Genomic DNA, 22,287 nt, shown 5'->3' with positions numbered 1-22,287 from the left:
GTGTCGCAGGGGGCAGGGGGTTGATCGGGATCCTCGGGCCCGGTGACGCCGGCGCGGCTCACGCCTGCTCCAGATCCTCGGGGACCAGCGCATACACCGCCCCGTCCCTCGCCTGCTCGCCATCCCATATCCGACGACGGGCAACCGCCTCGAACCGTGCACCGGCGCGCTCGGCGGTGCGCCGGCTGGCCTGGTTGTCGGGCAACGCGACGATCTCGATGCGCTGCAGCGCCAGCTGCCGGAAGCCGAATCGCGCGACCAGCTGCACGGCCTTCGCCGCCACGCCATGCCGCTGTTCCGACTGGCGCACCCAGTAACCCAGGTTGGCACTGCGGTGCAGGAGGTTGCGCTGGTTCAGGCCAACGCTGCCGAGCAGCCGCTGGTGGGTCCGGTCGAAGATGCCGAACGCGAAATGCTCCCCCTCCGCCCAGCCCTGCTCGCAGCGGCGGACCCAGTCCTGTGCTGCGGCGAGGTCGTAGCCGGCACGGCACCAGGGCAGCCAGCGACCGAGGCTGTCGATCGACTCGACGACCGCCGCCTCCAGCGCGCGAGCATCGTCCGGTTGCCACGGGCGCAGCAGCAGGGGGCCATCGACGATTTCCGTGTCGCAAGGGGCGGGCATGGCGAATTCCGTTTGTGCGTAGCCGCGGCGGCAACCGATAATAAGCGTCTTTTCCGACTGGCATACCCCCGCATGAGCGCACGCATTCTCGACGGCAAACGCATCGCCCAGGAACTGCTCGAGCGCATCGGGCGCCGCGTCGAGGAGCGCATGGGCAAGGGACTGGGCGCGCCCGGCCTGGCCGTCGTGCTGGTCGGCGACGATGCGGCCTCCTCGGTCTACGTGCGCAACAAGCGCAAGGCCTGCCACCAGGTCGGCTTCCGCTCGTTCGACTTCGACCTGCCGTCCAGCGTGACCCAGGACGAGCTGTTCGCGCTCATCGACAAGCTCAACGCCGCCCCCGAGGTGCACGGCATCCTGGTGCAGTCCCCGCTGCCTTCCCACATCGACGAGGACGCGCTGGTCGACCGCATCGATCCGTCCAAGGACGTCGACGGCTTCCAGGCGATCAACGTGGGCCGGCTCGCGCTGCGCCGTTTCGGGCTGCGTCCGTGCACGCCGAAGGGCGTGATGACCCTGCTCGGGCATACCGACCGGCCGGTGCGCGGCCAGCACGCGGTGGTGGTCGGCGTCTCCAACCACGTCGGCCGGCCGCTGGCGCTCGAACTGCTGATCGCCGGCTGCACCACCACCTGCTGCCATCGCTTCACCAAGGACCTGGAAAGCCACGTGCGGCAGGCGGACATCATCATCGTCGCGGTCGGCAAGCCCGGCCTGGTCAAGGGCGAGTGGATCAAACCCGGCGCCGTGGTGGTTGATGTCGGCATCAACCGTCTGGACGACGGCCGGCTGGTGGGCGACGTGGAGTTCGCGCCGGCCGCCGAGCGTGCGAGCTGGATCACCCCGGTGCCGGGCGGGGTCGGGCCGATGACCGTCGCCACGCTGATGGAGAACACCCTCGAGGCCGCCGAGGCGCGCGACGCGGCCCGCGCCACCGGCTGAACACACTCCCTTGCGGGCGACATCCGACCGCACTGCAACATCTGGCAAGGGGCAGGGCGGGTGCGTATAATTCCCTCTTTGCCGGGAACCCTTTCCATGCGCATCCTCGCCGAGGCCCTGACCTACGACGACGTCTATCTCGTTCCGGCCCACTCGGCCGTCCTGCCGCGCGATGTGGACACGTCCACCCGGCTTACCCGCGACCTGCGCCTGAACATCCCCATCGTGTCCGCTGCCATGGACACGGTCACCGAAGCCCGCCTCGCCATCACCATGGCCCAGTGCGGCGGCATCGGCATCATCCACAAGAACATGACCGCCGAGCAGCAGGCCGCCGAAGTGCGCCTGGTGAAGAAGTTCGAGGCCGGCGTCATCCGCAACCCCTTCAGCGTCGGCCCGGATACCTCCATCGGCGAGGTGCAGCGCCTGACCCGCGCCCACAACATCTCCGGCGTGCCGGTGGTGGAGGGCGAGAAGCTGGTCGGCATCGTCACCAGCCGCGACATGCGCTTCGAGCGCAAGCACGACGACCCGGTGCGCAACATCATGACCCGCCAGGACAAGCTGGTCACGGTGAAGGAAGGCGCCAGCCAGGACGAGGTGCTGCAGCTGCTGCACAGGCACCGCATCGAGAAGGTGCTGGTGGTCAACGACGACTTCCAGCTGCGCGGCCTGATCACCGTGAAGGACATCCAGAAGGCGCGCGACAACCCCAATGCCGCCAAGGACCGCAACGAGGCGCTGCTGGTCGGTGCCGCGGTCGGCGTCGGCGGCGACACCGAGCAACGCGTGGCGATGCTGGTCGACGCCGGCGTGGACGTGCTGGTGGTCGATACCGCCCATGGCCATTCGCAGGGTGTGATCGAGCGCGCGGCGTGGGTCAAGAAGCACTACCCGAAGGTGCAGGTGATCGCCGGCAACATCGTCACCGGCGAAGCGGCGCGTGCGCTGCTCGATGCCGGCGTGGACGCGGTCAAGGTCGGCGTGGGCCCGGGCTCGATCTGCACCACCCGCGTGGTCGCCGGTGTCGGCGTGCCGCAGATCACCGCGATCGACATGGTCGCCACCGCGCTGAAGGACGAGATCCCGCTGATCGCCGACGGCGGCATCCGCTACTCCGGCGACATCCCCAAGGCGCTGGCCGCCGGCGCGTCCAGCGTGATGCTCGGCTCGATGTTCGCCGGCACCGAGGAATCGCCGGGCGAGGTCGAGCTGTTCCAGGGCCGTTCCTACAAGAGCTACCGTGGCATGGGTTCGCTCGGCGCCATGGCGCTGGGTTCCAAGGACCGCTACTTCCAGGACGAGGCGGACGCCGACAAGCTGGTGCCGGAAGGCATCGAGGGTCGCGTGCCGTACCGTGGTCCGCTGCGCAACATCATCCACCAGCTGATCGGCGGCCTGCGCGCCTCGATGGGTTATCTCGGTGCCGCGACGGTCGAGGACGTGCGCGCCAACGCGCAGTTCGTGCGGGTGACCGGCGCCGGCGTCACCGAGGCGCATCCGCATGACATCCAGATCACCAAGGAAGCGCCGAATTACCGGCTGAATTCGTGATGATCTTCTAGCCCTCTCCCCCGGGCGCAGACCGGGGGAGAGGGCTGGGTGAGGGGGAGGTTTTTCGCCTTGGCCTTTGCCCATCCATAAAGCCAACGCGCCCCCTCACCCCAACCCTCTCCCCCGGCGTGGCCGGGGGAGAGGGAGCTGCAGGGCTGAGTCGGGAATCGGGAGCAGCAAGCCATGACCGACATCCATAGCGACAAGATCCTCATCCTCGACTTCGGTGCGCAGTACACCCAGCTGATCGCCCGCCGCGTGCGCGAGATCGGCGTCTACTGCGAGATCTGGGCCTGGGACCACGACCCGGCGGAGATCGCTAAGTTCGGTGCCAGGGGCATCATCCTGTCCGGCGGTCCGGAGTCGACCACGCTGGAAGGCGCGCCGAAGGCGCCGCAGGAAGTGTTCGACGCCGACCTGCCGATCCTCGGCATCTGCTACGGCATGCAGACGCTGGCCGCGCAGCTGGGCGGCGCCACCGAGGCGGCCGATGCGCGCGAGTTCGGCCACGCCGAGGTGGACATCGCACCCACCAGCCGCCTGTTCGACGGCCTGAGCGACCATGCCGGCAGCCATCGCCTGGACGTGTGGATGAGCCACGGCGACCACGTCGCCCAGGCGCCGCCCGGCTTCGTCGTCACCGGTACCACCGACCGCATCCCGGTCGCCGTGATGGAGAACGAGGCCAAGCGCTGGTACGGCGTGCAGTTCCACCCGGAAGTGACCCACACCAAGCAGGGCACCGCGCTGCTGAAGCGCTTCGTCACCGAGATCTGCGGCTGCCAGACGCTGTGGACCGCCGCCCACATCATCGAGGACCAGATCGCCCGCGTGCGCGAGCAGGTGGGCGACGACCACGTGCTGCTTGGCCTGTCCGGCGGCGTGGATTCCTCGGTGGTGGCTGCGCTGCTGCACCGGGCGATCGGCGACCAGCTCACCTGCGTGTTCGTCGACACCGGCCTGCTGCGCTTCCAGGAAGGCGACCAGGTGATGGCCACCATGGCCGAGCACATGGGCGTGAAGGTGATCCGGGTGAACGCGGCCGACCGCTACTTCCAGGCGCTGGAGGGCGTGGCCGATCCCGAGGCCAAGCGCAAGATCATCGGTCGCCTGTTCGTGGAGATCTTCGACGAGGAATCGACCAAGGTCACCCAGGCCGGCAACGGCCACGTGAAGTGGCTGGCGCAGGGCACGATCTACCCCGACGTGATCGAGTCGGCCGGCAGCAAGACCGGCAAGGCGCACGTGATCAAGAGCCACCACAACGTCGGTGGCCTGCCGGAAGACATGAAGCTCGGCCTGGTCGAGCCGCTGCGAGAGCTGTTCAAGGACGAGGTGCGCCGCATCGGCGTCGAGCTCGGCCTGCCGCGCGAGATGGTCTACCGCCATCCGTTCCCGGGCCCCGGCCTGGGCGTGCGCATCCTCGGCGAGGTGAAGCGCGAGTACGCCGAGCTGCTGGCCCGGGCCGACGCGATCTTCATCGAGGAGCTGCGCAAGGCCGACCTGTACGACCGCGTCAGCCAGGCGTTCGCGGTGTTCCTGCCGGTGAAGTCGGTCGGCGTGGTCGGCGACGCCAGGGCTTACGAGTGGGTGATCGCACTGCGCGCGGTGGAAACCATCGACTTCATGACCGCGCACTGGGCGCACTTGCCGTACGACTTTCTTGGTCGCTGCTCAAACAGGATTATCAATGAGTTGCGTGGTGTTTCTCGTGTTGTCTATGACATCAGTGGCAAGCCGCCCGCAACCATTGAGTGGGAATGAGGTTTTTGCCGGGCATGTGTCCGGCACTTCTCAGGATGTTGCTTCAAGCCATTGAATCCATTCTATTTATTGGCAGCGCGCGATCGGCGTCGTACAGGGACGCCCGTCGCGGTTGGCGTGAAGCGCTCCCGCTAGAATGCCGCTCCCATCGACCACCGACCCGCCAGGCATGACCGACGACATCGCGCCCGCCACGCCGGCGTTCACCGACGAAGACGAGCGCTTCATGCGCCGCGCCCTGCAGCTGGCCGAGCATGCCCGTGATGCGGAAGACGAGGTGCCGGTGGGGGCCGTGCTGGTGCACGACGGGCAGATCCTCGGCCTCGGCTGGAACCGCAACATCACCCTGCACGATCCCACCGCGCACGCGGAGATCATGGCGTTGCGCGCCGCGGGCGAGAAGCAGCAGAACTACCGCCTGCCGGGCGCGACGCTGTACGTCACGCTCGAGCCGTGCTCGATGTGCGCGATGGCGCTGGTGCATGCCCGCATCGGCCGGGTGGTCTATGCCGCGAGCGACCCGAAGACCGGGGCGGCGGGCAGCGTGTTCGATACCCTGATCGATCCGCGGCACAACCACCGGATCGACGTGCAGGGTGGGCTGCTGGCGGAGCTGTCGTCCGAGCTGCTGCGCAATTTCTTTCGGGCCAGGCGCTGACCGGAGCCGATGCCCGGTGCCGCAGGTGCGCCGGCCATCACCGGCCTATCCCGGCTAGAATGTGACGCAATGCTCACTTCCTGCCGCCGTGGCGACCGATGAGTGCGCGCCGTCCCGTCGTCCGAGAGTGTCATGCGACTCGTTACCTATCTCCATCATGGAATGACCGGCGTCGGCATCACCGACGCCGATGCGACACGGATCCGTCCCCTCGACCAGATCGATGGCACGCCCATAGCCGACATGCTCGTGCTCATCCGCGATGGGCTGGAATCGGCCACGCCCAGCGTGATGCGGCCGATGCTCGCGCGGGCGGAGGTCGATCTGCTGGCACCGATCCAGCGGCCACCGCGCAACCTGTTCTGCGTGGGCAAGAACTACCGCAAGCATGCGCAGGAGTTCGCAGACAGCGGCTTCGACACGGCATCGTGCACGGCCATCCCGCCGCATCCGGTGGTGTTTTCCAAGTTGCCCAGCGCAGTGATCGGCAATCGCGACAGCATCCACTATCCCGAAGGGCTCAGTGATGCGCTCGACTACGAGGCCGAGCTCGCCGTCGTGATCGGGCGCGGCGGACGGGGGATCACGCGGGCGCAGGCGATGTCCCACGTATTCGGCTATACCATCGTCAACGACATCACGGCGCGCGACTGGCAGCAACGCCACGGCCAGTGGTTTCTGGGCAAGTCCTTCGACACCTTCTGTCCGATGGGGCCGGTACTGGTGACCGCCGACGAGCTGGATGCCTCGGCACTGGACATCCGCTGCTGGGTCAACGGCGAGCTGCGACAGAACGCCAATACCCGCGACCTGATCTTCGACATCCCGACCCTGATCGAGACGATTTCCGCGGGCATCACCCTGCAGCCCGGCGACATCATCGCCACCGGTACCCCGGAAGGTGCGGGTGTCGGCTTCCGGCCGCCACGCTTCCTGCAGCGCGGCGACGAGATCGCCATCGAGATCGAAGGCGTCGGTCGGCTGGTCAACGACGTGTTCTGAGTCCGGCCGGACTCAGCGCAGGAACGACAGCGCCTCGACGCACGGAGCATCGATCTTCAGCGTGACCAGCGGATCGGCGCGGGTCACGCCGAGGTTCACCGTGGCGATCGGCTTGCCGGCCTTGGCTGCTGCCGCCACGAAGCGGTAACCGGAAAACACCATCAGCGAGGAGCCGACCACCAGCACGGCGTCGGCCGCCTGGCAGGCATCGATGGCTGCGGCCACGCGATCGCGCGGGACGTTTTCGCCGAAGAACACCACGTCCGGCTTCACGATGCCGCTGCACACCGGGCAGGGAGGTACGTCGAAGCGGCCGAAGTCGTGGCCTTCCAGGTCCGCGTCGCCGTCGGGTGCGTCGGCGGCGTCGAGCACGGCGAAATCCGGATTCCGCTCCACCAGCGCGTGCTGGAAGACCTCGCGCGGCTGGCGCCAGTCGCAGGCCATGCAGCGGACTTCGTCCAGTCGGCCATGCAGGTCCACCACACGTTCGTTGCCGGCGCGCTGGTGCAGGCGGTCCACGTTCTGCGTCACCAGCAGTTGCACCTGGCCGCGACGCTCCAGCGTGACCAGCGCGCGGTGGGCTGCATTCGGCTCGGCGCGTCCGAAGCGACGCCAGCCGACCAGGCTGCGTGCCCAGTATCTCTGCCGCGTCGCCGTCTCGTGCATGAAGGCCTGGTAGGTGACCGGCGGCGTGCGTTTCCACTGGCCGGCGCGGTCGCGGTAGTCGGGGATGCCCGAATCGGTGCTGATCCCCGCGCCGGTCAGCACGAACAGCCGCGGGTGCGCTTCGACGAAGTCGCGCAGCCGGGTATCGAGGTCAGGCTGGATCGCGGCATTCATGCCTGCAGGCGCTCCGGATGGGTATAGATGTTGTGGCTGCCCGGACGGGCGAAGCCGACCAGGGTGAGCCCCGCGCTGCGCGCCAATTCGATCGCCAGCGCCGTGGGGGCGGAGATCGCGGCCAGCAGGCCGATGCCGGCACTGGCGGTCTTGCTCGCCATCTCGTAGCTGGCGCGGCTGGTGACCACGGCGAAGCCCGCGGCGGGGTCCCGGCCGGTGCGGTGCAGGGCGCCGATCAGCTTGTCCAGGGCGTTGTGCCGGCCCACGTCCTCCCGCACCAGCACCAGCTCGCCATCGGCGCTGGCCCAGCCGGCGGCATGCACCGCACCGGTGAGTGCCGTGATCGGCTGGCGTTGGCGCAGCGTGTCGAGCGCCCGTTCGAGTGCGGCGTGGGTGATCCGCAGATCGCTGTGCACCGGCGCCTGCTGGCGCACGGCGTTCTCGAGCTGGCGGGTGCCGCAGATGCCGCAGCCGCTACGTCCCGGGAGCAGCCGGTCGTCCGCCGGATCGAGGTGGGCGCCGTGGGCATCCTCTCGCAGGGTCATCGCCAGTTGCGTGCCTTCGAGAAGCGGGCGGATCTCGGTCCCCAGCAACTGCGCCGGCTCGTCGACGAGCCCTTCGCTGAGCGCAAAGCCCAGCGCGAAATCCTCCAGGTCACACGGCGTGGCCATCATCACCGCGAAGGCGACGCCGTTGCAGGCCATCGCGACCGGATGCTCCTCGGCGACCCAGTCGTCGACGGTTTCAACCGTGCCCTGGCGCCAGCGCTCGATCCGGCGGGATGCGCAGCCGGGCGGCGGGGTGGGCGGGCTGGTCGGAGGTGGGCAGGCCATCGGCGCATCATAGCGACCCGGGGGTGTCCGGACATCGGCGCCGCATCCGTCATCGGGCCGGCCGACGTAACCGCACACGCCTCGTCGGCGAACGCCCATCCATGACCGCCGCGCGTCCGTATTTTCGACCTTGGGCGCGGTTGTCAAAGCCCACCCCCGGTTCCATGATCGTGCGGGTTGACGCGGCAGGCGTCGCCGTCGCGCAAGACCAAGGTTGTTCCATTCCATGAGCGAGCTCATTCCCGTCAACGAAGCCGAGCAGCGCATCCGCGCGAGCCTCCCGCCCTTCGGCACCGAGCAGGTATCGATCGACCAGGCGGCCGGCCGTGTGCTGCGGCAGGCCGTGTGCGCCGAGCGCGACCAGCCCCCGTTCGATCGCGTGATGATGGATGGCGTGGCCATCGCCCTGGGGGACGGCTCGCGCCGGGTCTTTACCGTGCGCGGGCGCCAGCTGGCCGGCATGCGCGGACAATCGCTGGACGATCCATCCGGATGCATCGAGGTGACCACCGGCGCGGTGCTGCCGGCCGGCTGCGATTGCGTGGTGCCGATCGAGCAGTGCCGGCGCGACGGCGAGCGGGTCGAACTGGTTGCGGCGTGGCAGCCTCAGCCACGCCAGTTCATCCATCCGCAGGGGTCGGATTGCCGGGAGGGCGACGAGCTGCTCGCTCCAGGCATGCGGCTGCGGGCACCCGAACTGGCGGTACTCGCGGCCAACGGCATGGACCGGGTCGAGGTGGCGCGCGTACCGGCCGTGGCCATCGTCGCCACCGGCGACGAACTGGCCGAGGTCGACCAGCGGCCCCTGGCCGAAGGCCAGATCCGCCGCTCCAACGACCGGGCCCTGGCGGCGGCGTTGCGCGGTCGCGGCTTCGACGATGTCCTGCTGACCCGCGTACCGGACGATCTGGCTGCCACCACGCAGGTGCTCTCGGGCCTGCTCGCCTCCCACCAGGTGCTGGTGCTGTCCGGTGGCGTGTCGGTCGGGCAGCGCGATTTCGTGCCCGAAGCACTGCGCAGCCTGGGCGTGGAACAGGTGCTGCACCGGATCGCCCAGCGGCCCGGCAAGCCGATGTGGTTCGGTATCGGGCCGCAGCAGCAGATGGTTTTCGCGTTGCCCGGCAATCCGGTGTCGGCGCTGGTGTGCGCCTTGCGCTATCTGCTTCCGGCACTGGAACAGGCCATCGGGCTGCCCGTGGGCGATGCCGGGAAAGCGGTGCTGGCGTCACCGGCGGCCGGCAGTCCCATGCTCACCTGTTTCATACCGGTGCGGGTGCATCATGACGACTCCGGTCGCGTGCTCGCCACGCCGGTGCCGGTGCCCACGTCGGGGGATTTCTCCGGGCTGCCGCATACCGACGGCGTGGTCGAGTTGCCGCCCTCCGGCACGCCGGCCGCGGCCGGCACACTGGTTTCCCTGTATCGCTGGTGACATGACCGATCCGCACACCCACACCGAGATTGCTGCCGAGGCGCCGCCGCGCGACACCCGTGGCCGGCCGCTGCACGACCTGCGCATCTCGGTGATGGACCGCTGCAACTTCCGCTGCCCGTACTGCATGCCGGAGTCGACCTACGGCGAGCACTACCGCTTCCTCGGCAACGACGAGCGGCTGAGTTTCGACGAGATCGAGCGCATCGCCCGACTGGCGGCCGAGCTGGGTGTCAGCAAGCTGCGCCTGACCGGCGGCGAGCCGCTGCTGCGCCCGAAGCTGGCCGAGCTGGTCGCGCGGCTGCGCGGCATTCCGGGCATCGCCGACCTGGCGATGACCACCAACGGCGTGCTGCTGGCGCGTCATGTGGACGCCTTGCGCGAGGCCGGGCTGGACCGGGTGACGGTCAGCCTGGACACGCTCGATCCGGCGCTGTTCCACCGCATGAGCGGCGGTCGCGGCGCGCTGGACGAGGTGCTGGCCGGCATCGAGGCGGCGCAGGCCGCCGGCTTTCCGCAGGGCGTCAAGCTCAACACCGTGGTGCAGCGGGGCGTCAACGAACACACCGTGCTCGACCTGGTCGGACGCTTCCGCGGTACCGGCATCGTGCCGCGGCTGATCGAATACATGGATGTCGGCAACCGCAACGACTGGAACCGCGAGGCGGTAGTGCCCTCGGCCGAGCTGATCGCCGCGATCGATGCGCGCTGGCCGCTGGATGCGCTGCCGGCGAAGTATCCGGGCGAGGTGGCCACGCGCTTCCGCTTCCGCGACGGGCAGGGCGAGATCGGCACCATCTCCTCGGTCAGCCAGCCGTTCTGCGGCGGCTGCTCGCGCGCGCGGCTGTCGTCCGAGGGCACGCTCTACACCTGCCTGTTCGCGGTGCAGGGCACCGACCTGCGCGCGCCGCTGCGCGACGGCAGCAGCGACGACGCGCTGCGCGAGCGGCTGCGCCAGGTCTGGCTGCACCGCGCCGACCGCTACAGCGAGGAGCGCGAGGAACGCCGCCAGCGCTCGCGTCCGAAGATCGAAATGCATTACATCGGCGGTTGAGCCGCCCGACGGAATCCCATGACCACGAGCAAGCTCTCCCACCTCGACGATGCCCAGCGACCGCAGATGGTCGACGTGGGCGGCAAGGCGGTGACCCGGCGCACCGCCCAGGCGCAGGCCGAGGTGGTGTTTCCGGCCGAGGTCGCCGCACAGCTGCACGGCGCCGGCTACGTCACGCCCAAGGGCGCGGTGCTCACCGTGGCCAACCTCGCCGGCGTGATGGGCGCCAAGGCCACCTCGCAGCTCATTCCGCTGTGCCATCCGCTGGCGCTGGACAAGTGCCACATCGACATTGCGATGGACGGCGAAGTGGCACGCATCGTCTGCACCGTGTCCTGCGAAGGGCGCACCGGCGTGGAGATGGAGGCGCTCACTGGCGCCAGCATCGCCGCGCTCACTCTCTACGACATGTGCAAGGCGATGTCGCACGACATCGTCATCCGCGAGGTGCGCCTGCTGCGCAAGACCGGCGGCAAGAGCGACCTCGACTATCGCGGGGAACCGGCATGAGCGCCCCCGTCTACGGTCTGTTGCTCTCCGGCGGCGCCAGCCAGCGCATGCAGCGCGACAAGGCGCAGCTCGACTACGCCGGCGAGCCACAATTGCTGCGCGCCTGGCGCGCGTTGTCGGCGGTGACCGAGAAGGCCTTCGTCTCGGTGCGCGAGACGCAGCGCGACGATCCGCTGCGCGCGCAGCTGCCGCAGCTGGTCGACAGCTACGACGCGATCGGTCCGGTCGCCGGCATCCTTTCCGCCCAGGACGCCCATCCGGATGCCGCCTGGCTGGTGATCGCCTGCGACCTGCCGCGGCTGGACGAGGCCACGCTGCGCACGCTGCTGGCCCGGCGCGATCCCGCGAAGGAAGCTACCGCCTTCACCAGCCGCTTCGACGACCTGCCCGAGCCGCTGTGCGCGATCTGGGAGCCGTCCAGCCACACCCGCCTCAGGCAGCGTTTCGACGCCGGCAGCTACTGCCCGCGCAAGGCGCTGATCCAGGGCGACGTCCTGCTGCTGCCGGCGCCCGGCGAGGCGCTGGACAACGTCAACACCCCCGAGGAATTCGTCCGGATGCAATATCAACTGGAGCGGCAGTCGTGACCCGCGTGACCCTGCAGTACTACGCGCAGCTGCGCGAACAGGCCGGCGCCAGCAGCGAGCAGGTGAACACCGCCGCATCCACCCTGCGCGACCTCTACGCCGAGCTGCAGGCGCGACACGGTTTCTCGCTGCCGATCGACGCGCTGAAGGTGGCGGTGAACACCCAGTTCTCCGACTGGAACCGCCTGCTCTCCGAGGGCGACACCGTGGTCTTCATCCCGCCGGTGGCCGGCGGATGAACCGCTTCGAGCTCACCGCCGCGCCGGTCGACCTGGCCGCCCAGCGGGAGGCGCTGAAGCACCCGGGCAGCGGCGGCTTCTGCGCGTTCGAGGGCTGGGTGCGCAACAACAACGAGGGCCGCGAAGTCAGCGGGCTGGAATACGAGGCCTACACGGAGCTGGCGATCGCCGAAGGCGAGCGGGTCCTGGCCGAGGCGACCGAGCGCTACGGCGTGCTGGCCGCCAGCGCCGTACACCGCGTCGGCAACCTGGCCATCGGCGACCTCGCCGTGTGGATCGGTGTGTCCGCACCGCACCGCGACGAGGCGTTCCGCGCCTGCCGCTACATCATTGACGAGATCAAGCACCGCCTGCCGATCTGGAAGAAGGAGCACTACCTCGAAGGCGACCACGCCTGGGTCGCCTGCTCGCACACCGAGCGGGCACACGAGATGGAGCCGCCGCACGCGCACGGCCACCACCATCACCCTCATGCCGTCGTCCCAGCGAAAGCTGGGACCCAGTGCCGGCAAGCCGTTACCCGGGAGTCGCTGGACCCCAGCGTTCGCTGGGGTGACGAGCAAAAGGGCTTCGCGCCGGACTACTCGCGCCAGGTCCGCCTGCGCGAGGTCGGCGAGGACGGCCAGCGCAAGCTGGCCAATGCCCGCGTGCTGGTGATCGGCGCCGGCGGACTCGGCGTACCGGTGATCAGCTACCTGGCCGGTGCCGGCGTCGGCACGCTGGGCATCGTCGACGGCGACGTGCTGGACGCCAGCAACCTGCATCGCCAGGTGATGTACGACGCCCGCGACATCGGCCAGCGCAAGGTCGATCTCGCCGCCCGTCGCGTGGCCCGGCTCAATCCGTCGGTCGAGGTCGTCACCTACGAACAGCCGCTGCACGCGGGCGACATCACCGACGTGTTCGCCGGCTACGACCTGGTGGTCGAGTGCACCGACGACCTGGCCAGCCGCTACCTCGCCAACGACGCGGCGGTCCTCACCTCGACGCCGCTGGTGCTGGCCAGCGTGTACCAGTACGAGGGCCAGCTGCAGGTGGTGACCGCCGAACCCGGCGAACCCTGCCTGCGCTGCCTGTGGCCGGATCCGCCCGCGCCGGCGCTGGCCGGCAGCTGCGTCGAATCCGGCGTGCTCGGTCCGGTGCCGGGCGTACTCGGGACGATGCAGGCGATGGAGGCGCTGAAGCTGCTGCTGGGCCTGCCGCAACCGGCCGACCATGCGCTGCAGCTGGTCAACCTGCTCGACGGTACCAGCCAGCGACTGCCGATCGACGCCAGCCGCGGCTGCGCACTGCACGGCGGCTGCGTCGCGGTGGCGCGCAGGGCGCTGGAACGCACCCATGCCGAGGGCGAGCTGGAGCGGCACTTCGAACGACTGGAAGAGGCCGTGCACGCGGGGTACGCCATCGTCGATGTGCGCGAGGCTGATGAGATCGACGCCACGCCGCTGCACGTCACCTCGCTGCGCGTGCCCTCGGGCGAGATCTCCGCCTACGCGCTGGTGCACCTGGAGCGACCGGTGCTGCTGGTCTGCGCCAGCGGCCGGCGCAGCGCGCATGCCGCCCGGCTGCTGCGCGAGCAGGGCGTGGACGCCTGGTCGCTGGCCGGCGGCATCGCCGCGCTGGCGCCTGCGTGAGCGCAGGCCGGAGCGTGACGCGATGATCCGCTACGACGAGGCCATCGCCCGTCTGCTGGCCTGCGTATCGCCGCGGCCGGCCGAGTCCTGCACTCCTCCCGCCGCGCTTGGCCGGGTGCTGGCGGCCGACGTCACCAGCCCGATCGCGCTGCCTTCGTTCGACCACGCCGCGATGGACGGCTACGCGCTGGCCGCACCGGAACCGCTGGAGCCGGGCAGCGAGCATGTCGTGCACGGCTCGCAGGCTGCCGGCGACGCGGTGCGCCACGCGGCCGGTGGCGTCTGGGAAATCATGACCGGTGCGCGGCTGCCCGACGGGCTCGATGCGGTGGTGGCGGTGGAGCGCACCGAGCTGCTGGCCGCCGCGCCCGACGGACGTCCCACGCGCATCCGCCTGCTCGATGCGCTCGGCGAAGGGCAGAACGTGCGCCATGCCGGCGTCGACCTGGCGCTCGGAGCCGTGGCGCTGGCTGCCGGCGTGCGCATCGGTCCGGCGCAACTGATGCTGCTCGCCGCTGCCGGCGTGCGCGAACTGGCCGTGGTGCGTCGTCCGCGCGTCGCGGTGATCGGCACGGGCAAGGAACTGGTCACCGATCCGGCGCGGGTGCTGGGAGACAGCCAGATCTACAGCTCCAACGCTCCGTACCTCGCCGCCACGCTCGTTCGGGCAGGCGCGGAGGTGGTCACCTGCGAGGTGGTGGACGACACCACCGACACCTACGTCCATGCCCTCGAGCGGGCGCGGTCGATCGGCGTGGACCTCGTGGTCAGCACCGGGGCGGTATCGATGGGGCGGTACGACTTCGTGCCCGAGGCGCTGCGCCGGCTCGGTGCGGAGGTGCTGTTCCACAAGGTGGCGATGCGGCCGGGCAAGCCCCTGCTCGCAGCGAGCGTGCCGGACGGGCCGCTGGTGATGGCGCTGCCTGGCACGCCGATGGCGGTAGCCGCCGGCCTGCGCTTTTTCGTGACGCCGGTGCTGCGGGCCATGCTCGGGCTCGGTCCCGAGACGGTCCTGCATGCCGTGCTCGACACGCCGCAGCAGCCGAAGGCCGGGCTGCAGCATTTCCTGCGCGCGAATTTCCACCTCGGCGCGGACGGTCGCCTGCATGCGCGGGTCATGCCGCAGCAGCAGCCGTTCCGCATTGTCCCTTTTGCCGCCGCCGACGGCTGGGTGGTGCTGGACGAGGACGCCGGTGACTGCGCGCCCGGTCGCGTGGTGCAGGTGGCCTCGCTCGATCCGGAGACGGGGCTGGCCATCGGGCCGGAACCCGCGGGAGGCAGGGCATGAAGCTGCAGTGGGAAGGCCAGCAGTGGCGCGTGCGCATCGACGAGGACGAGCTGCGACACCTGCTCGCCGGTGGGCAGGTGGAGCTCGAGAGTCATGCCGCGGGACGCTTTCATCTGCACGGCGCGGTTCGCCTGCACGGCGGCGAGCTGGCCACGCTGGAGGGGGCGGCCTCGCGCTGGACGCTGGCGCTGCCCGACACGCCGGTACGCGAGCTGGCGGGACGCCTGCCCACTCGCGACGGTCTGCATTTCGAGCTTGCGGCAGGCATGCCGGAACACGCGCTGCAGGTGCGCTTCGACGTCGACGTGCGCGACAGCGCCCGTCGACTCAAGGCCTCGCGCGAGGGCGGCTGAGCGGGTCGTGCCTCAGCCGGCCAGTCGCGCATTCTGCGGAAACAGCACCCTGCGCGCGTCCTCGTCCACCACGGGCTTGAACGCGTGCCGCTCCTTCAGCGCCTCGGCGCGCTGCGCGGCCGGCCGCGCCTGGATGGTGTCGAACAGTCGCTTGACGTGGGGCAGGGCGTCCCACGCGCCGTCGCCCAGGATGTAGGGCACGCGGCCGGCCCAGCCCCATACCGCCATGTCGACGAGGGTGTACTCCCCACCGAGCATCCACGCCCGGTCGGCCAGGTGCGCGTCGAGGATCTTCCAGTGCCGCCACGCCTCGAAGTCGTAGCGGTTCAGCGCATAGGCCTTCGGCTCCGGCGCGTAGTGGCGGAAATGCACGCACTGGCCGGAATACGGGCCGATGCCGGTGGCCACGAACATCAGCCACGACAGCATCGCGGCACGATCGGCCGGGGTGTCCGGTGGCAGGAAACGGCCGGTCTTCTCCGCCAGGTAGAGCAGGATCGCGTTGGAGTCGAACACGGTGGCCTCGCCATCGACCAGCACCGGCACCTTGGCGTTCGGGTTGAGCGCCGTGAAACCGTCGGCATGCTGGTCGCCCCTGCGGGTGTCCACCGGCACCAGCTCGTAGGGCAGGCCTGTCTCCTCGAGGAACAGCGCGACCTTGGCCGGGTTGGGAGACGGGTGGTAGTAGAGCCTGATCACTGGGGGCGTCCTCCTTGGGCGGGGAAAGTCCAGTTTATTCGTTCCGAACCATCGCCCGGTTTCGCCGGGCTGCCGATAGGGTCTGCCCGCTGAAAAAAGCGAAACGTGCGCGATCAGGCAGGACGATCACTCCATGTCTGGAATGGGCAACTACCCCTGCAAATTCAGGATGCCGCGCCAGATCGCCATCATTGCCGCATCCCGTCGCCAACTCGCTTGCCATGATGGGCTCCATCGAGCAGCCGATGACTGCGTGCGAGTAAAAGGCGATGACGATGACAAGATTCGGGCGGCGTCAGGGTCGTGGCGTGATCCGGGTAGTCCTCCGAGCCATGCTGTTGCCTGGCCTTTGCATTGCCCTCTCTTCGTGCGGGAGCGACGAACGTTCAACGACCGGTGTCGATGTCGGTTTGCTCTCTACCGACGTTCACGTATCGATCGCGCAGCACACATTGACGCTCCCATTTGTTGCCCTCGAGGATTACGCCTACCGAAGTCAGTCATTCTCGCTGGACCGGCGACGCGACCGCGAAACGGCTGCGAATGCGTTGAAACAATTTCTGCGCAAGTCGAGGGATCCCGGAGCGCCATTGGCCATCGACCGCCTCTCCGTGGTGGTGCGGACCTACGGTTGGAATGACGCGCACACGGGGCAACCAAAGGTGTGCCCACTGCTGACCCGCGAATGGGCACGGGCGGTGTGTGACAACCCATGGTCAGCCATCCAGCAGGCACTTCCCGGTGATCGCTTTCGGCTGCTGGATCTGCGCCGCTTGCGGATTGCCAGCTTCCCTGGCGGCGCCAATTGCCGCGACGATGGGAAGCCACGCCAACCTCTGCCCCAGAGAGACGGGCAGGCGGTGATGGTCTGCGCCGCGATGGTATTTGGCGGACGCGACGATCAATTCCATACCGCGGTCGTCCGGATTGACGGGGATCTTGGCGCCATCTGGACAGTATGGCGACATGGGAGAAACGGAGAGACGGCCGAGGCGATGACCGAACGGGAAGGAAGAGCGATCGTCTCCTTCGTGAAAAACGGCCTTGCGGAGAGAGAGGACTGGCCGGCACTCCATTCAGACATGTGCCGCCTGCGCCGGCCGGGCTCGGTCGACGGACCGCAGGGCGCCGATTGCGGAGGCCCGCGATGAGGCCCGGGCTACAGTCCCCGGGCACCCCTGATCGATCTGGGCGATCCGTTTCGCCGGCTCACGCAGGCACGGACGGCAAACCCTAGAACCCCAGCTTCGCGCCCGCGCCCAGCAGGGTGGCGATGCCCAGCGCGGCGAAGATCGCCGCAGCGATCGAGTGCACCAGCTTCATCGGGATCTTCGCGGCCAGCCGGTCGCCGATGAACACCGCCGGCACGTCGGCGATCAGCATGCCGATCGTGGTGCCAGCGACCACCAGCAGCGGCTGCTGGAAGTGCGCGGCCATCGCCACGGTGGCGATCTGCGTCTTGTCGCCCATCTCGGCCAGGAAGAAGGTGACCACGGTGGCGGTGAATACGCCCACGCGTTTGGCGACCCGGGTTTCCTCTTCCTCGATCTTGTCCGGGATCATCGTCCACACCGCCATGCCGACGAACGACAGGCCGAGCACCCAGCGCAACACCTGCGGGCTCAGCACCGAGGTGATCCACGCACCCAGCGCGCCGGCCAGACCATGATTGACGAGAGTGGCGCAGAGGATGCCGGCGATGATCGGCAGCGGCTTCTTGAAGCGGGCGGCGAGAATGAAGGCGAGCAGCTGGGTCTTGTCGCCGATTTCGGCGAGGGCGACGACGCCGGCGGAGACGAGGAGAGCTTCCATGGATGATTTCCCGGGCCGGACGAAGACGATTGACCACACGCCTCCCCGGCCGCAGTCGGAGGCGTGTGGTCAAAGGTCTTGCCAGGCGGATGGGCTGCCTGCGCCATGGCCGGTGGGCCAAGTGTGTTGACGCGGGCCTCTTCGTGCGACGAAGAGCGGCTACTCCCCAATGACTCGCGCATGATAGCCGAGCCGCTTCCGCCTGCGAACCCGCCGCGACCGATCGCGTAAGCTGCACGCCATTTCCACGGACGACCGGACGCGCATGGATCTCGCCCTGTTCGATTTCGACGGCACGATCACCACCGGCGACACCTACACCCCGTTCCTGCAGTACGCCAGCACGGCCGCGGTGAAGCGTCGTGCCTGGCGGCGACTGCTGTGGCCGTGGCTGGGCTACAAGCTCGGCCTGATCTCCGCGGTGGCGGTGCGCAGCCGGGTCACCGCCCACGTGCTTGCCGGCCGGAAGGTATCCCGGATCCATGCCCTGGGCGCGCGGTACGCGCGCGAACGGCTGCCGCACGTGCTGCGCCCCGAGGCGATGGCGCGTATCGCCTGGCACCAGGGGCGCGGCGACCGGGTCGTGGTGGTCTCGGCCTCGCTCGACGCTTATCTCGTGCCGTGGTGCCGGACGCAGGGGTTGGAACTGATCTGCAGCGAGCTGGAGACCGACGGTTCGATGCTCACCGGCAGGTACCGTGGCGGCGACTGCGCCGGCCCCGCGAAGGCGACGCGGGTGCTTGAGCGATTCCGCCTGGACGATTACGGTTCGGTGCACGCCTACGGCGACACCGCGGAAGATCGCGAGCTGCTCGCGCTGGCCCACCATCCGGTGTACCGCTGGCGCACTGCGCGGCGGCGGAGCGCGAGCCGAGTCTCTGCTGGCAGTTTGCTCCGGGATTGACGCCAGGCAATACGCGACCGCGAAAGACCGGGCAGGCTACAGTGGCGGCGGCGAGTCGTCGGGTCGGTCGTTCGGACCTGCGGATCTCCCCAATCGGGGCATGGAAACCAGCGAACTATGTCAGCCAACAAAGGCAACGCGTCCTCTTCCACCACGCAAGCGCCTGGTCGCGAGGGATCGCCGGATCATCCCGCTCCGGCCGAAGCGTCCGCCAGGCCGGTATCCGGCTGGACCTTTTTCAGCAACCACGCGCACGTGCTGTTCTGCCTGTCGGCCGATCCGACCATGCTGCTGAAAAACGTGGCGGCCCGCGTCGGCGTGACCGAGCGTGCGGTGCTGCGCATCGTGGCCGAGCTGGAAGAGGCCGGCGTGCTGCAGCGCCAGCGCGAGGGCCGGCGCAATCGCTACGCGGTGATTCATGACGCTCCGCTGCGCCATGCGGTGGAATCCCACTGCACGGTCGGCGAGCTGCTGGCGGTGATCAACCGGCGCTGAGGCGCCGCTTCGGGTCAGTGCGCGATGGCGCGCTTCAGGCGGTCGCGCACCGCGGCCCAGTCCGGCGTGTCCGGCGGCAGATCGATCGCGATCCAGTCGTAGCCATGCGCGTCCAGTTCGTGCAGCGCCGCGTACAGGCGCTGCGCGTAGGCCACCGGCTGGTCGGGCATCACCTGCAGATGCATCACCGGCAGATGTTCGTAATGGCCGGGCCGATAGGTGAGCAGGGCACCGGTGCCGCTGGGCACCGACATCGCCGGATGCGCGGTGAGAGTCATGGTGCGGGGGCTGTAGTGGCGGAAGTGCATCCCGGGCGCGGCGTGCACCGCGCCCTTCGCCGGCGCCTGGCCGGGCAATGCCACCGGCTGGCCGATCACCGCCTCGATCGCCTCGCGGCTGATGCCGCCGGGCCGAAGCAACACCGGCCCATCGTCGTATAGCGCCAGCACGCTGGACTCGATGCCGACCGTGCAGGCGCCCCCGTCGAGGATCACGTCCACGTCGGCGCCGAGTCCGCTGCGGACATGCTGGGCGGTGGTCGGCGAGATCTGGGTGAAACGGTTGGCGCTGGGCGCGGCCACCGGCACCCCGGCCGCGGCGAGCAGGGCCAGCGCGACCGGATGGCTGGGCATGCGCACGCCGACGTGGGTACCGCCGCCGGTGACGATGTCCGGCACCATGTCGCGACGCGGCAACACCAGCGTCAGCGGACCGGGCCAGAACGCCTCGGCCAGCCGCTGCGCGGCTTCCGGCCACCCGGTGACCAGCTCGCGCGCGGCGGCGATGCTGTCCACGTGCAGGATCAGCGGGCTGGTGCGCGGCCGCCGCTTCACCTCGAAGATGCGCGCCACCGCCTGCGGATCCAGCCCGTTCGCGCCCAGTCCGTAGACCGTCTCGGTGGGGAACGCCACCAGTTTGCCGGCGCGCAGCGCCTTGGCCGCCTGGGCCAGCTGCCGCTTGCCGGGCATCTTCGTCGGCTGCTCGTCGCTCAGCGGACGCAGCTTCATGCCGGCACGTTCTCGTCCAGGTCGCGCAGCCAGGCATCGGGCACGGCGTCGCTGGGCATGCGCCAGTCGCCGCGCGGCGACAGCGAGCCGCCGCCGCCGACCTTGGGTGCGTTGGGCACCGCGCTGCGCTTGAACTGCGCGGCGAAGAAGCGTCTCAGGAACAGCGCCATCCAGTGCTTGATTTCGCCCAGCGTGTAGGCCGGGCGGCGGTCGTCGGGCACCAGCGCGGGCCACTCGCCGCGTGTCGCATCGCCCCAGGCCTGGTGGGCGAGGTAGGCGATCTTGCTCGGGCGGAAGCCGAAGCGGGTGAGGTAGTACAGGGTGAAGTCCTGCAGCGGGTACGGGCCGACGTGGGCCTCGGTGTCCTGCAGCGCGCCGTCGGCATCGGCGGGCACCAGCTCGGGCGAGATGGTGGTGCCGGCGATCGCCTCCAGCACCGCGCGGGTGGCGTCGTCGTGGCGGCCGCCCTGCGCGAACCAGCGGATCAGGTACTGGATCAGCGTCTTCGGCACCGAGGCATTCACGTTGTAATGCGACATGTGGTCGCCCACGCCGTAGGTGCACCAGCCCAGCGCCAGCTCGCTGAGGTCGCCGGTGCCCAGCACGAAGGCGTGGTGCCGGTTGGCCAGGCGGAACAGGTGCGAGGTGCGCTCGCCGGCCTGCACGTTCTCGAAGGTGATGTCGTAGACCTTCTCGCCCTTCGCGAACGGATGGCCGAGGTCGGCCAGCATCTGCCGGCACGAGGGCTTGATGTCGATCTCCTCGCCGCTCACGCCCAGCGCGCGCATCAGCGTGTGCGCCTGTTCCAGCGTCTGCGAGCTGGTGGCGAAGCCGGGCATGGTGTACGCGAGGATGTTCGCCCGCGGCAGGCCGAGCCGGTCGAAAGCCTCCACTGCCACCAGCAGGGCGAGGGTGGAATCCAGCCCGCCGGATACGCCGATCACCACGCGCTCGGCCGCCGTGGCGCGGATGCGCTGGATCAGGCCGTGCGCCTGGATGTTGATTGCTTCGTAGCAGCGCTGGTCCAGCGTGGCCGGGTTCGATGGCACGTAGGGATAGCGCGGCACGGGGCGGCGCAGATGGGTGTCGGCCAGCACCGGCGCGCGGAACGCGAACGCCACCCGGCGCATCGCCTTCAGCTGCGGCTGCAGGTCGCGCACCTGGTCGTTGTAGCTGGTCATGCGCGAGCGTTCCTGCACCAGCCGCTCCAGGTCCACGTCGGCCAGCAGCAGGTGGTCGTCCGGCTGGAAGCGCGCGGACTCGGCCAGCACCGTGCCGTTCTCGGCGATGATCGCCTGGCCGTCCCAGGCCAGATCCGTGGTCGATTCGCCCGCACCGGCCGAGGTGTAGACGTGCGCGGCCAGGCAGCGTGCCGAATGGCTCTCGGCCAGCAGGCGGCGATAGTCGGCCTTGCCCACGGTCACGTTGCTGGCCGACAGGTTCACCAGCACGGTGGCGCCGGCCAGCGCCGCCCAGGTGCTCGGCGGCACCGGTACCCACATGTCCTCGCAGATCTCCGCATGCACGCGCAGCTGCGGGTGGGAGGCGGCGGCAAAGATCAGGTCGCTGCCGAACGGCACCTCGCGCCCCAGCACCACGGCGGTATCGGCGATCGCGTGGCTGCCGGCGGTGTACTGGCGCGCTTCGTAGAACTCGCGGTAGTTGGGCAGGTAGCGCTTGGGCACCACGCCCAGCAGCTCGCCGCCCTGCAGCGCCACCGCCACGTTGAACAGCTGGCCCTCCAGCCGCAGCGGCAGGCCCACGAAGACCAGCGGCAGCAGCCGGGTGGTGGCTTCGCGCACCGCGTCCAGCGCGGCCAGGCTGGCGTCGAGCAGGGCGTCCTGTTGGGCCAGGTCGTCCAGGCTGTAGCCGGACAGGCCCAGCTCGGGGAACACCACCACCGCCGCGCCCTGGTCCGCCGCCTCGCGCAGCTGCGCGATGGTCCGCTCGGCATTCGCCGCCGGATCGGCCAGCCTCACGGCCGGCACGGCCGCGGCGAGTCGGACGAATCCGTGGCGGTAGGGCGAGTCGAAATCGGAGGGCATGCACGGCTCCCGG

23 protein-coding genes and 1 riboswitch are annotated in these 22,287 nt (G+C 69.5%); of the genes, 16 read left to right on the top strand and 7 right to left on the bottom strand.

Annotation, left to right across the window (positions count from 1 at the left end; translation table 11 throughout):
• Positions 1-58: 58 nt before the first annotated feature.
• On the bottom strand, positions 59-622 hold the full coding sequence (locus C693_RS0102980) for a GNAT family N-acetyltransferase (protein WP_017460767.1): 564 nt from the start codon (positions 620-622) through the stop codon (positions 59-61).
• Positions 623-694: 72 nt separating this feature from the next.
• Here C693_RS0102980 and folD point away from each other — a divergent pair, with 72 nt between their 5' ends.
• The 5 genes from folD (at position 695) to C693_RS0102955 (ending at position 6,542) form a co-directional block, all read left to right on the top strand.
• Positions 695-1,564: a bifunctional methylenetetrahydrofolate dehydrogenase/methenyltetrahydrofolate cyclohydrolase FolD gene (folD, locus tag C693_RS0102975; RefSeq protein WP_017460766.1), complete on the top strand. Its 870-nt coding sequence runs from the start codon at positions 695-697 to the stop codon at positions 1,562-1,564.
• Between the two features lie 96 nt (positions 1,565-1,660).
• Positions 1,661-3,118 (top strand): IMP dehydrogenase, encoded by a 1,458-nt coding sequence (gene guaB / locus C693_RS0102970; RefSeq protein ID WP_017460765.1) that lies wholly within the window; start codon positions 1,661-1,663, stop codon positions 3,116-3,118.
• Between the two features lie 183 nt (positions 3,119-3,301).
• Entirely contained in the window at positions 3,302-4,882 is a 1,581-nt protein-coding gene (gene guaA, locus C693_RS0102965; protein WP_017460764.1) for a glutamine-hydrolyzing GMP synthase, read from the top strand.
• 169 nt (positions 4,883-5,051) lie between these two features.
• Positions 5,052-5,540: a tRNA adenosine(34) deaminase TadA gene (gene tadA / locus C693_RS0102960; RefSeq protein ID WP_017460763.1), complete on the top strand. Its 489-nt coding sequence runs from the start codon at positions 5,052-5,054 to the stop codon at positions 5,538-5,540.
• 132 nt (positions 5,541-5,672) lie between these two features.
• Positions 5,673-6,542, top strand: coding sequence for a fumarylacetoacetate hydrolase family protein (locus tag C693_RS0102955; RefSeq protein WP_043598398.1), 870 nt, complete (start codon positions 5,673-5,675; stop codon positions 6,540-6,542).
• A gap of 12 nt (positions 6,543-6,554) precedes the next feature.
• Here the strand turns inward: C693_RS0102955 and C693_RS0102950 are convergent, their stop codons facing one another.
• A complete protein-coding gene (locus C693_RS0102950) occupies positions 6,555-7,382 on the bottom strand; it encodes an NAD-dependent protein deacetylase (protein ID WP_017460761.1) in 828 nt (275 codons plus the stop codon).
• Positions 7,379-8,215 (bottom strand): formate dehydrogenase accessory sulfurtransferase FdhD, encoded by an 837-nt coding sequence (gene fdhD / locus C693_RS0102945; RefSeq protein ID WP_017460760.1) that lies wholly within the window; start codon positions 8,213-8,215, stop codon positions 7,379-7,381. The genes C693_RS0102950 and fdhD overlap by 4 nt, the downstream gene beginning before the upstream one ends.
• A 226-nt stretch (positions 8,216-8,441) precedes the next feature.
• On the opposite strand from fdhD, the gene C693_RS0102940 reads away from it, so the two are divergent.
• The 8 genes from C693_RS0102940 to C693_RS0102905 are packed head-to-tail and all read left to right on the top strand — an operon-like array spanning position 8,442 to position 15,312.
• Positions 8,442-9,647 carry a molybdopterin molybdotransferase MoeA gene (locus C693_RS0102940; RefSeq protein WP_017460759.1) on the top strand — a complete coding sequence of 402 codons (1,206 nt, stop codon included), beginning with the start codon at positions 8,442-8,444 and terminating at the stop codon, positions 9,645-9,647.
• A gap of 1 nt (position 9,648) precedes the next feature.
• Positions 9,649-10,701, top strand: coding sequence for a GTP 3',8-cyclase MoaA (gene moaA, locus C693_RS0102935; protein ID WP_017460758.1), 1,053 nt, complete (start codon positions 9,649-9,651; stop codon positions 10,699-10,701).
• Positions 10,702-10,719: 18 nt separating this feature from the next.
• Positions 10,720-11,211 (top strand): cyclic pyranopterin monophosphate synthase MoaC, encoded by a 492-nt coding sequence (moaC, locus tag C693_RS0102930; protein ID WP_017460757.1) that lies wholly within the window; start codon positions 10,720-10,722, stop codon positions 11,209-11,211.
• Entirely contained in the window at positions 11,208-11,798 is a 591-nt protein-coding gene (locus C693_RS0102925; RefSeq protein ID WP_017460756.1) for an NTP transferase domain-containing protein, read from the top strand. Before moaC ends, C693_RS0102925 begins: the two co-directional genes overlap by 4 nt.
• Positions 11,795-12,037: a MoaD/ThiS family protein gene (locus C693_RS0102920; protein WP_017460755.1), complete on the top strand. Its 243-nt coding sequence runs from the start codon at positions 11,795-11,797 to the stop codon at positions 12,035-12,037. Before C693_RS0102925 ends, C693_RS0102920 begins: the two co-directional genes overlap by 4 nt.
• Positions 12,034-13,671 (top strand): ThiF family adenylyltransferase, encoded by a 1,638-nt coding sequence (locus C693_RS0102915; RefSeq protein WP_017460754.1) that lies wholly within the window; start codon positions 12,034-12,036, stop codon positions 13,669-13,671. The genes C693_RS0102920 and C693_RS0102915 overlap by 4 nt, the downstream gene beginning before the upstream one ends.
• Before the next feature lie 22 nt (positions 13,672-13,693).
• Positions 13,694-14,959, top strand: coding sequence for a molybdopterin molybdotransferase MoeA (locus C693_RS0102910; RefSeq protein ID WP_017460753.1), 1,266 nt, complete (start codon positions 13,694-13,696; stop codon positions 14,957-14,959).
• Positions 14,956-15,312 carry a hypothetical protein gene (locus C693_RS0102905; RefSeq protein WP_017460752.1) on the top strand — a complete coding sequence of 119 codons (357 nt, stop codon included), beginning with the start codon at positions 14,956-14,958 and terminating at the stop codon, positions 15,310-15,312. The genes C693_RS0102910 and C693_RS0102905 overlap by 4 nt, the downstream gene beginning before the upstream one ends.
• 12 nt (positions 15,313-15,324) lie before the next feature.
• On the opposite strand, the gene C693_RS0102900 is transcribed toward C693_RS0102905, so the two are convergent.
• A complete protein-coding gene (locus C693_RS0102900) occupies positions 15,325-16,011 on the bottom strand; it encodes a glutathione S-transferase family protein (protein ID WP_017460751.1) in 687 nt (228 codons plus the stop codon).
• Between the two features lie 410 nt (positions 16,012-16,421).
• Here C693_RS0102900 and C693_RS23545 point away from each other — a divergent pair, with 410 nt between their 5' ends.
• Complete coding sequence (locus tag C693_RS23545; RefSeq protein WP_157798544.1) at positions 16,422-17,162, top strand: hypothetical protein; 741 nt, start codon at positions 16,422-16,424, stop codon at positions 17,160-17,162.
• 82 nt (positions 17,163-17,244) lie between these two features.
• Here C693_RS23545 and C693_RS0102890 read toward each other — a convergent pair whose 3' ends face one another.
• Positions 17,245-17,823, bottom strand: coding sequence for a TMEM165/GDT1 family protein (locus C693_RS0102890; protein ID WP_017460749.1), 579 nt, complete (start codon positions 17,821-17,823; stop codon positions 17,245-17,247).
• Between the two features lie 10 nt (positions 17,824-17,833).
• Positions 17,834-18,010, bottom strand: a riboswitch (yybP-ykoY riboswitch).
• Positions 18,011-18,088: 78 nt separating this feature from the next.
• Here C693_RS0102890 and C693_RS0102885 point away from each other — a divergent pair.
• The gene (locus C693_RS0102885) at positions 18,089-18,727 is read left to right on the top strand and encodes an HAD family hydrolase (protein ID WP_017460748.1); all 639 of its coding nucleotides are present in this window, start codon (positions 18,089-18,091) and stop codon (positions 18,725-18,727) included.
• 117 nt (positions 18,728-18,844) lie between these two features.
• The gene (locus C693_RS20975; protein ID WP_017460747.1) at positions 18,845-19,222 is read left to right on the top strand and encodes a helix-turn-helix transcriptional regulator; all 378 of its coding nucleotides are present in this window, start codon (positions 18,845-18,847) and stop codon (positions 19,220-19,222) included.
• A gap of 14 nt (positions 19,223-19,236) precedes the next feature.
• Here the strand turns inward: C693_RS20975 and C693_RS0102875 are convergent, their stop codons facing one another.
• Together C693_RS0102875 and C693_RS0102870 are read right to left on the bottom strand one after the other, a co-directional pair.
• A complete protein-coding gene (locus C693_RS0102875; protein ID WP_017460746.1) occupies positions 19,237-20,229 on the bottom strand; it encodes an L-threonylcarbamoyladenylate synthase in 993 nt (330 codons plus the stop codon).
• Complete coding sequence (locus tag C693_RS0102870; RefSeq protein WP_017460745.1) at positions 20,226-22,274, bottom strand: NAD(+) synthase; 2,049 nt, start codon at positions 22,272-22,274, stop codon at positions 20,226-20,228. Before C693_RS0102870 ends, C693_RS0102875 begins: the two co-directional genes overlap by 4 nt.
• Positions 22,275-22,287: the final 13 nt, after the last annotated feature.

The sequence above is a fragment of the Dyella ginsengisoli LA-4 genome (assembly GCF_000334915.1).
Classification (GTDB): Bacteria; Pseudomonadota; Gammaproteobacteria; order Xanthomonadales; family Rhodanobacteraceae; genus Dyella_A; species Dyella_A ginsengisoli_A.
Note: the sequence above shows the minus strand (reverse complement) of the source record. Positions and strands in the feature narration are given on the sequence as shown.

Coding starts and splice junctions, on each gene's coding strand:
- guaA (WP_017460764.1), top strand. CDS start 3,302: ATGACCGACATCCATAGCGACAAGATCCTCATCCTCGACTTCGGTGCG.
- C693_RS20975 (WP_017460747.1), top strand. CDS start 18,845: ATGTCAGCCAACAAAGGCAACGCGTCCTCTTCCACCACGCAAGCGCCT.
- moaC (WP_017460757.1), top strand. CDS start 10,720: ATGACCACGAGCAAGCTCTCCCACCTCGACGATGCCCAGCGACCGCAG.
- C693_RS0102875 (WP_017460746.1), bottom strand. CDS start 20,229: ATGAAGCTGCGTCCGCTGAGCGACGAGCAGCCGACGAAGATGCCCGGC.
- C693_RS0102885 (WP_017460748.1), top strand. CDS start 18,089: ATGGATCTCGCCCTGTTCGATTTCGACGGCACGATCACCACCGGCGAC.
- C693_RS0102955 (WP_043598398.1), top strand. CDS start 5,673: ATGCGACTCGTTACCTATCTCCATCATGGAATGACCGGCGTCGGCATC.
- C693_RS0102940 (WP_017460759.1), top strand. CDS start 8,442: ATGAGCGAGCTCATTCCCGTCAACGAAGCCGAGCAGCGCATCCGCGCG.
- C693_RS0102980 (WP_017460767.1), bottom strand. CDS start 622: ATGCCCGCCCCTTGCGACACGGAAATCGTCGATGGCCCCCTGCTGCTG.
- C693_RS0102925 (WP_017460756.1), top strand. CDS start 11,208: ATGAGCGCCCCCGTCTACGGTCTGTTGCTCTCCGGCGGCGCCAGCCAG.
- C693_RS0102950 (WP_017460761.1), bottom strand. CDS start 7,382: ATGAATGCCGCGATCCAGCCTGACCTCGATACCCGGCTGCGCGACTTC.
- guaB (WP_017460765.1), top strand. CDS start 1,661: ATGCGCATCCTCGCCGAGGCCCTGACCTACGACGACGTCTATCTCGTT.
- C693_RS0102870 (WP_017460745.1), bottom strand. CDS start 22,274: ATGCCCTCCGATTTCGACTCGCCCTACCGCCACGGATTCGTCCGACTC.
- C693_RS0102915 (WP_017460754.1), top strand. CDS start 12,034: ATGAACCGCTTCGAGCTCACCGCCGCGCCGGTCGACCTGGCCGCCCAG.
- fdhD (WP_017460760.1), bottom strand. CDS start 8,215: ATGGCCTGCCCACCTCCGACCAGCCCGCCCACCCCGCCGCCCGGCTGC.
- folD (WP_017460766.1), top strand. CDS start 695: ATGAGCGCACGCATTCTCGACGGCAAACGCATCGCCCAGGAACTGCTC.
- C693_RS0102890 (WP_017460749.1), bottom strand. CDS start 17,823: ATGGAAGCTCTCCTCGTCTCCGCCGGCGTCGTCGCCCTCGCCGAAATC.
- tadA (WP_017460763.1), top strand. CDS start 5,052: ATGACCGACGACATCGCGCCCGCCACGCCGGCGTTCACCGACGAAGAC.
- moaA (WP_017460758.1), top strand. CDS start 9,649: ATGACCGATCCGCACACCCACACCGAGATTGCTGCCGAGGCGCCGCCG.
- C693_RS0102905 (WP_017460752.1), top strand. CDS start 14,956: ATGAAGCTGCAGTGGGAAGGCCAGCAGTGGCGCGTGCGCATCGACGAG.
- C693_RS0102910 (WP_017460753.1), top strand. CDS start 13,694: ATGATCCGCTACGACGAGGCCATCGCCCGTCTGCTGGCCTGCGTATCG.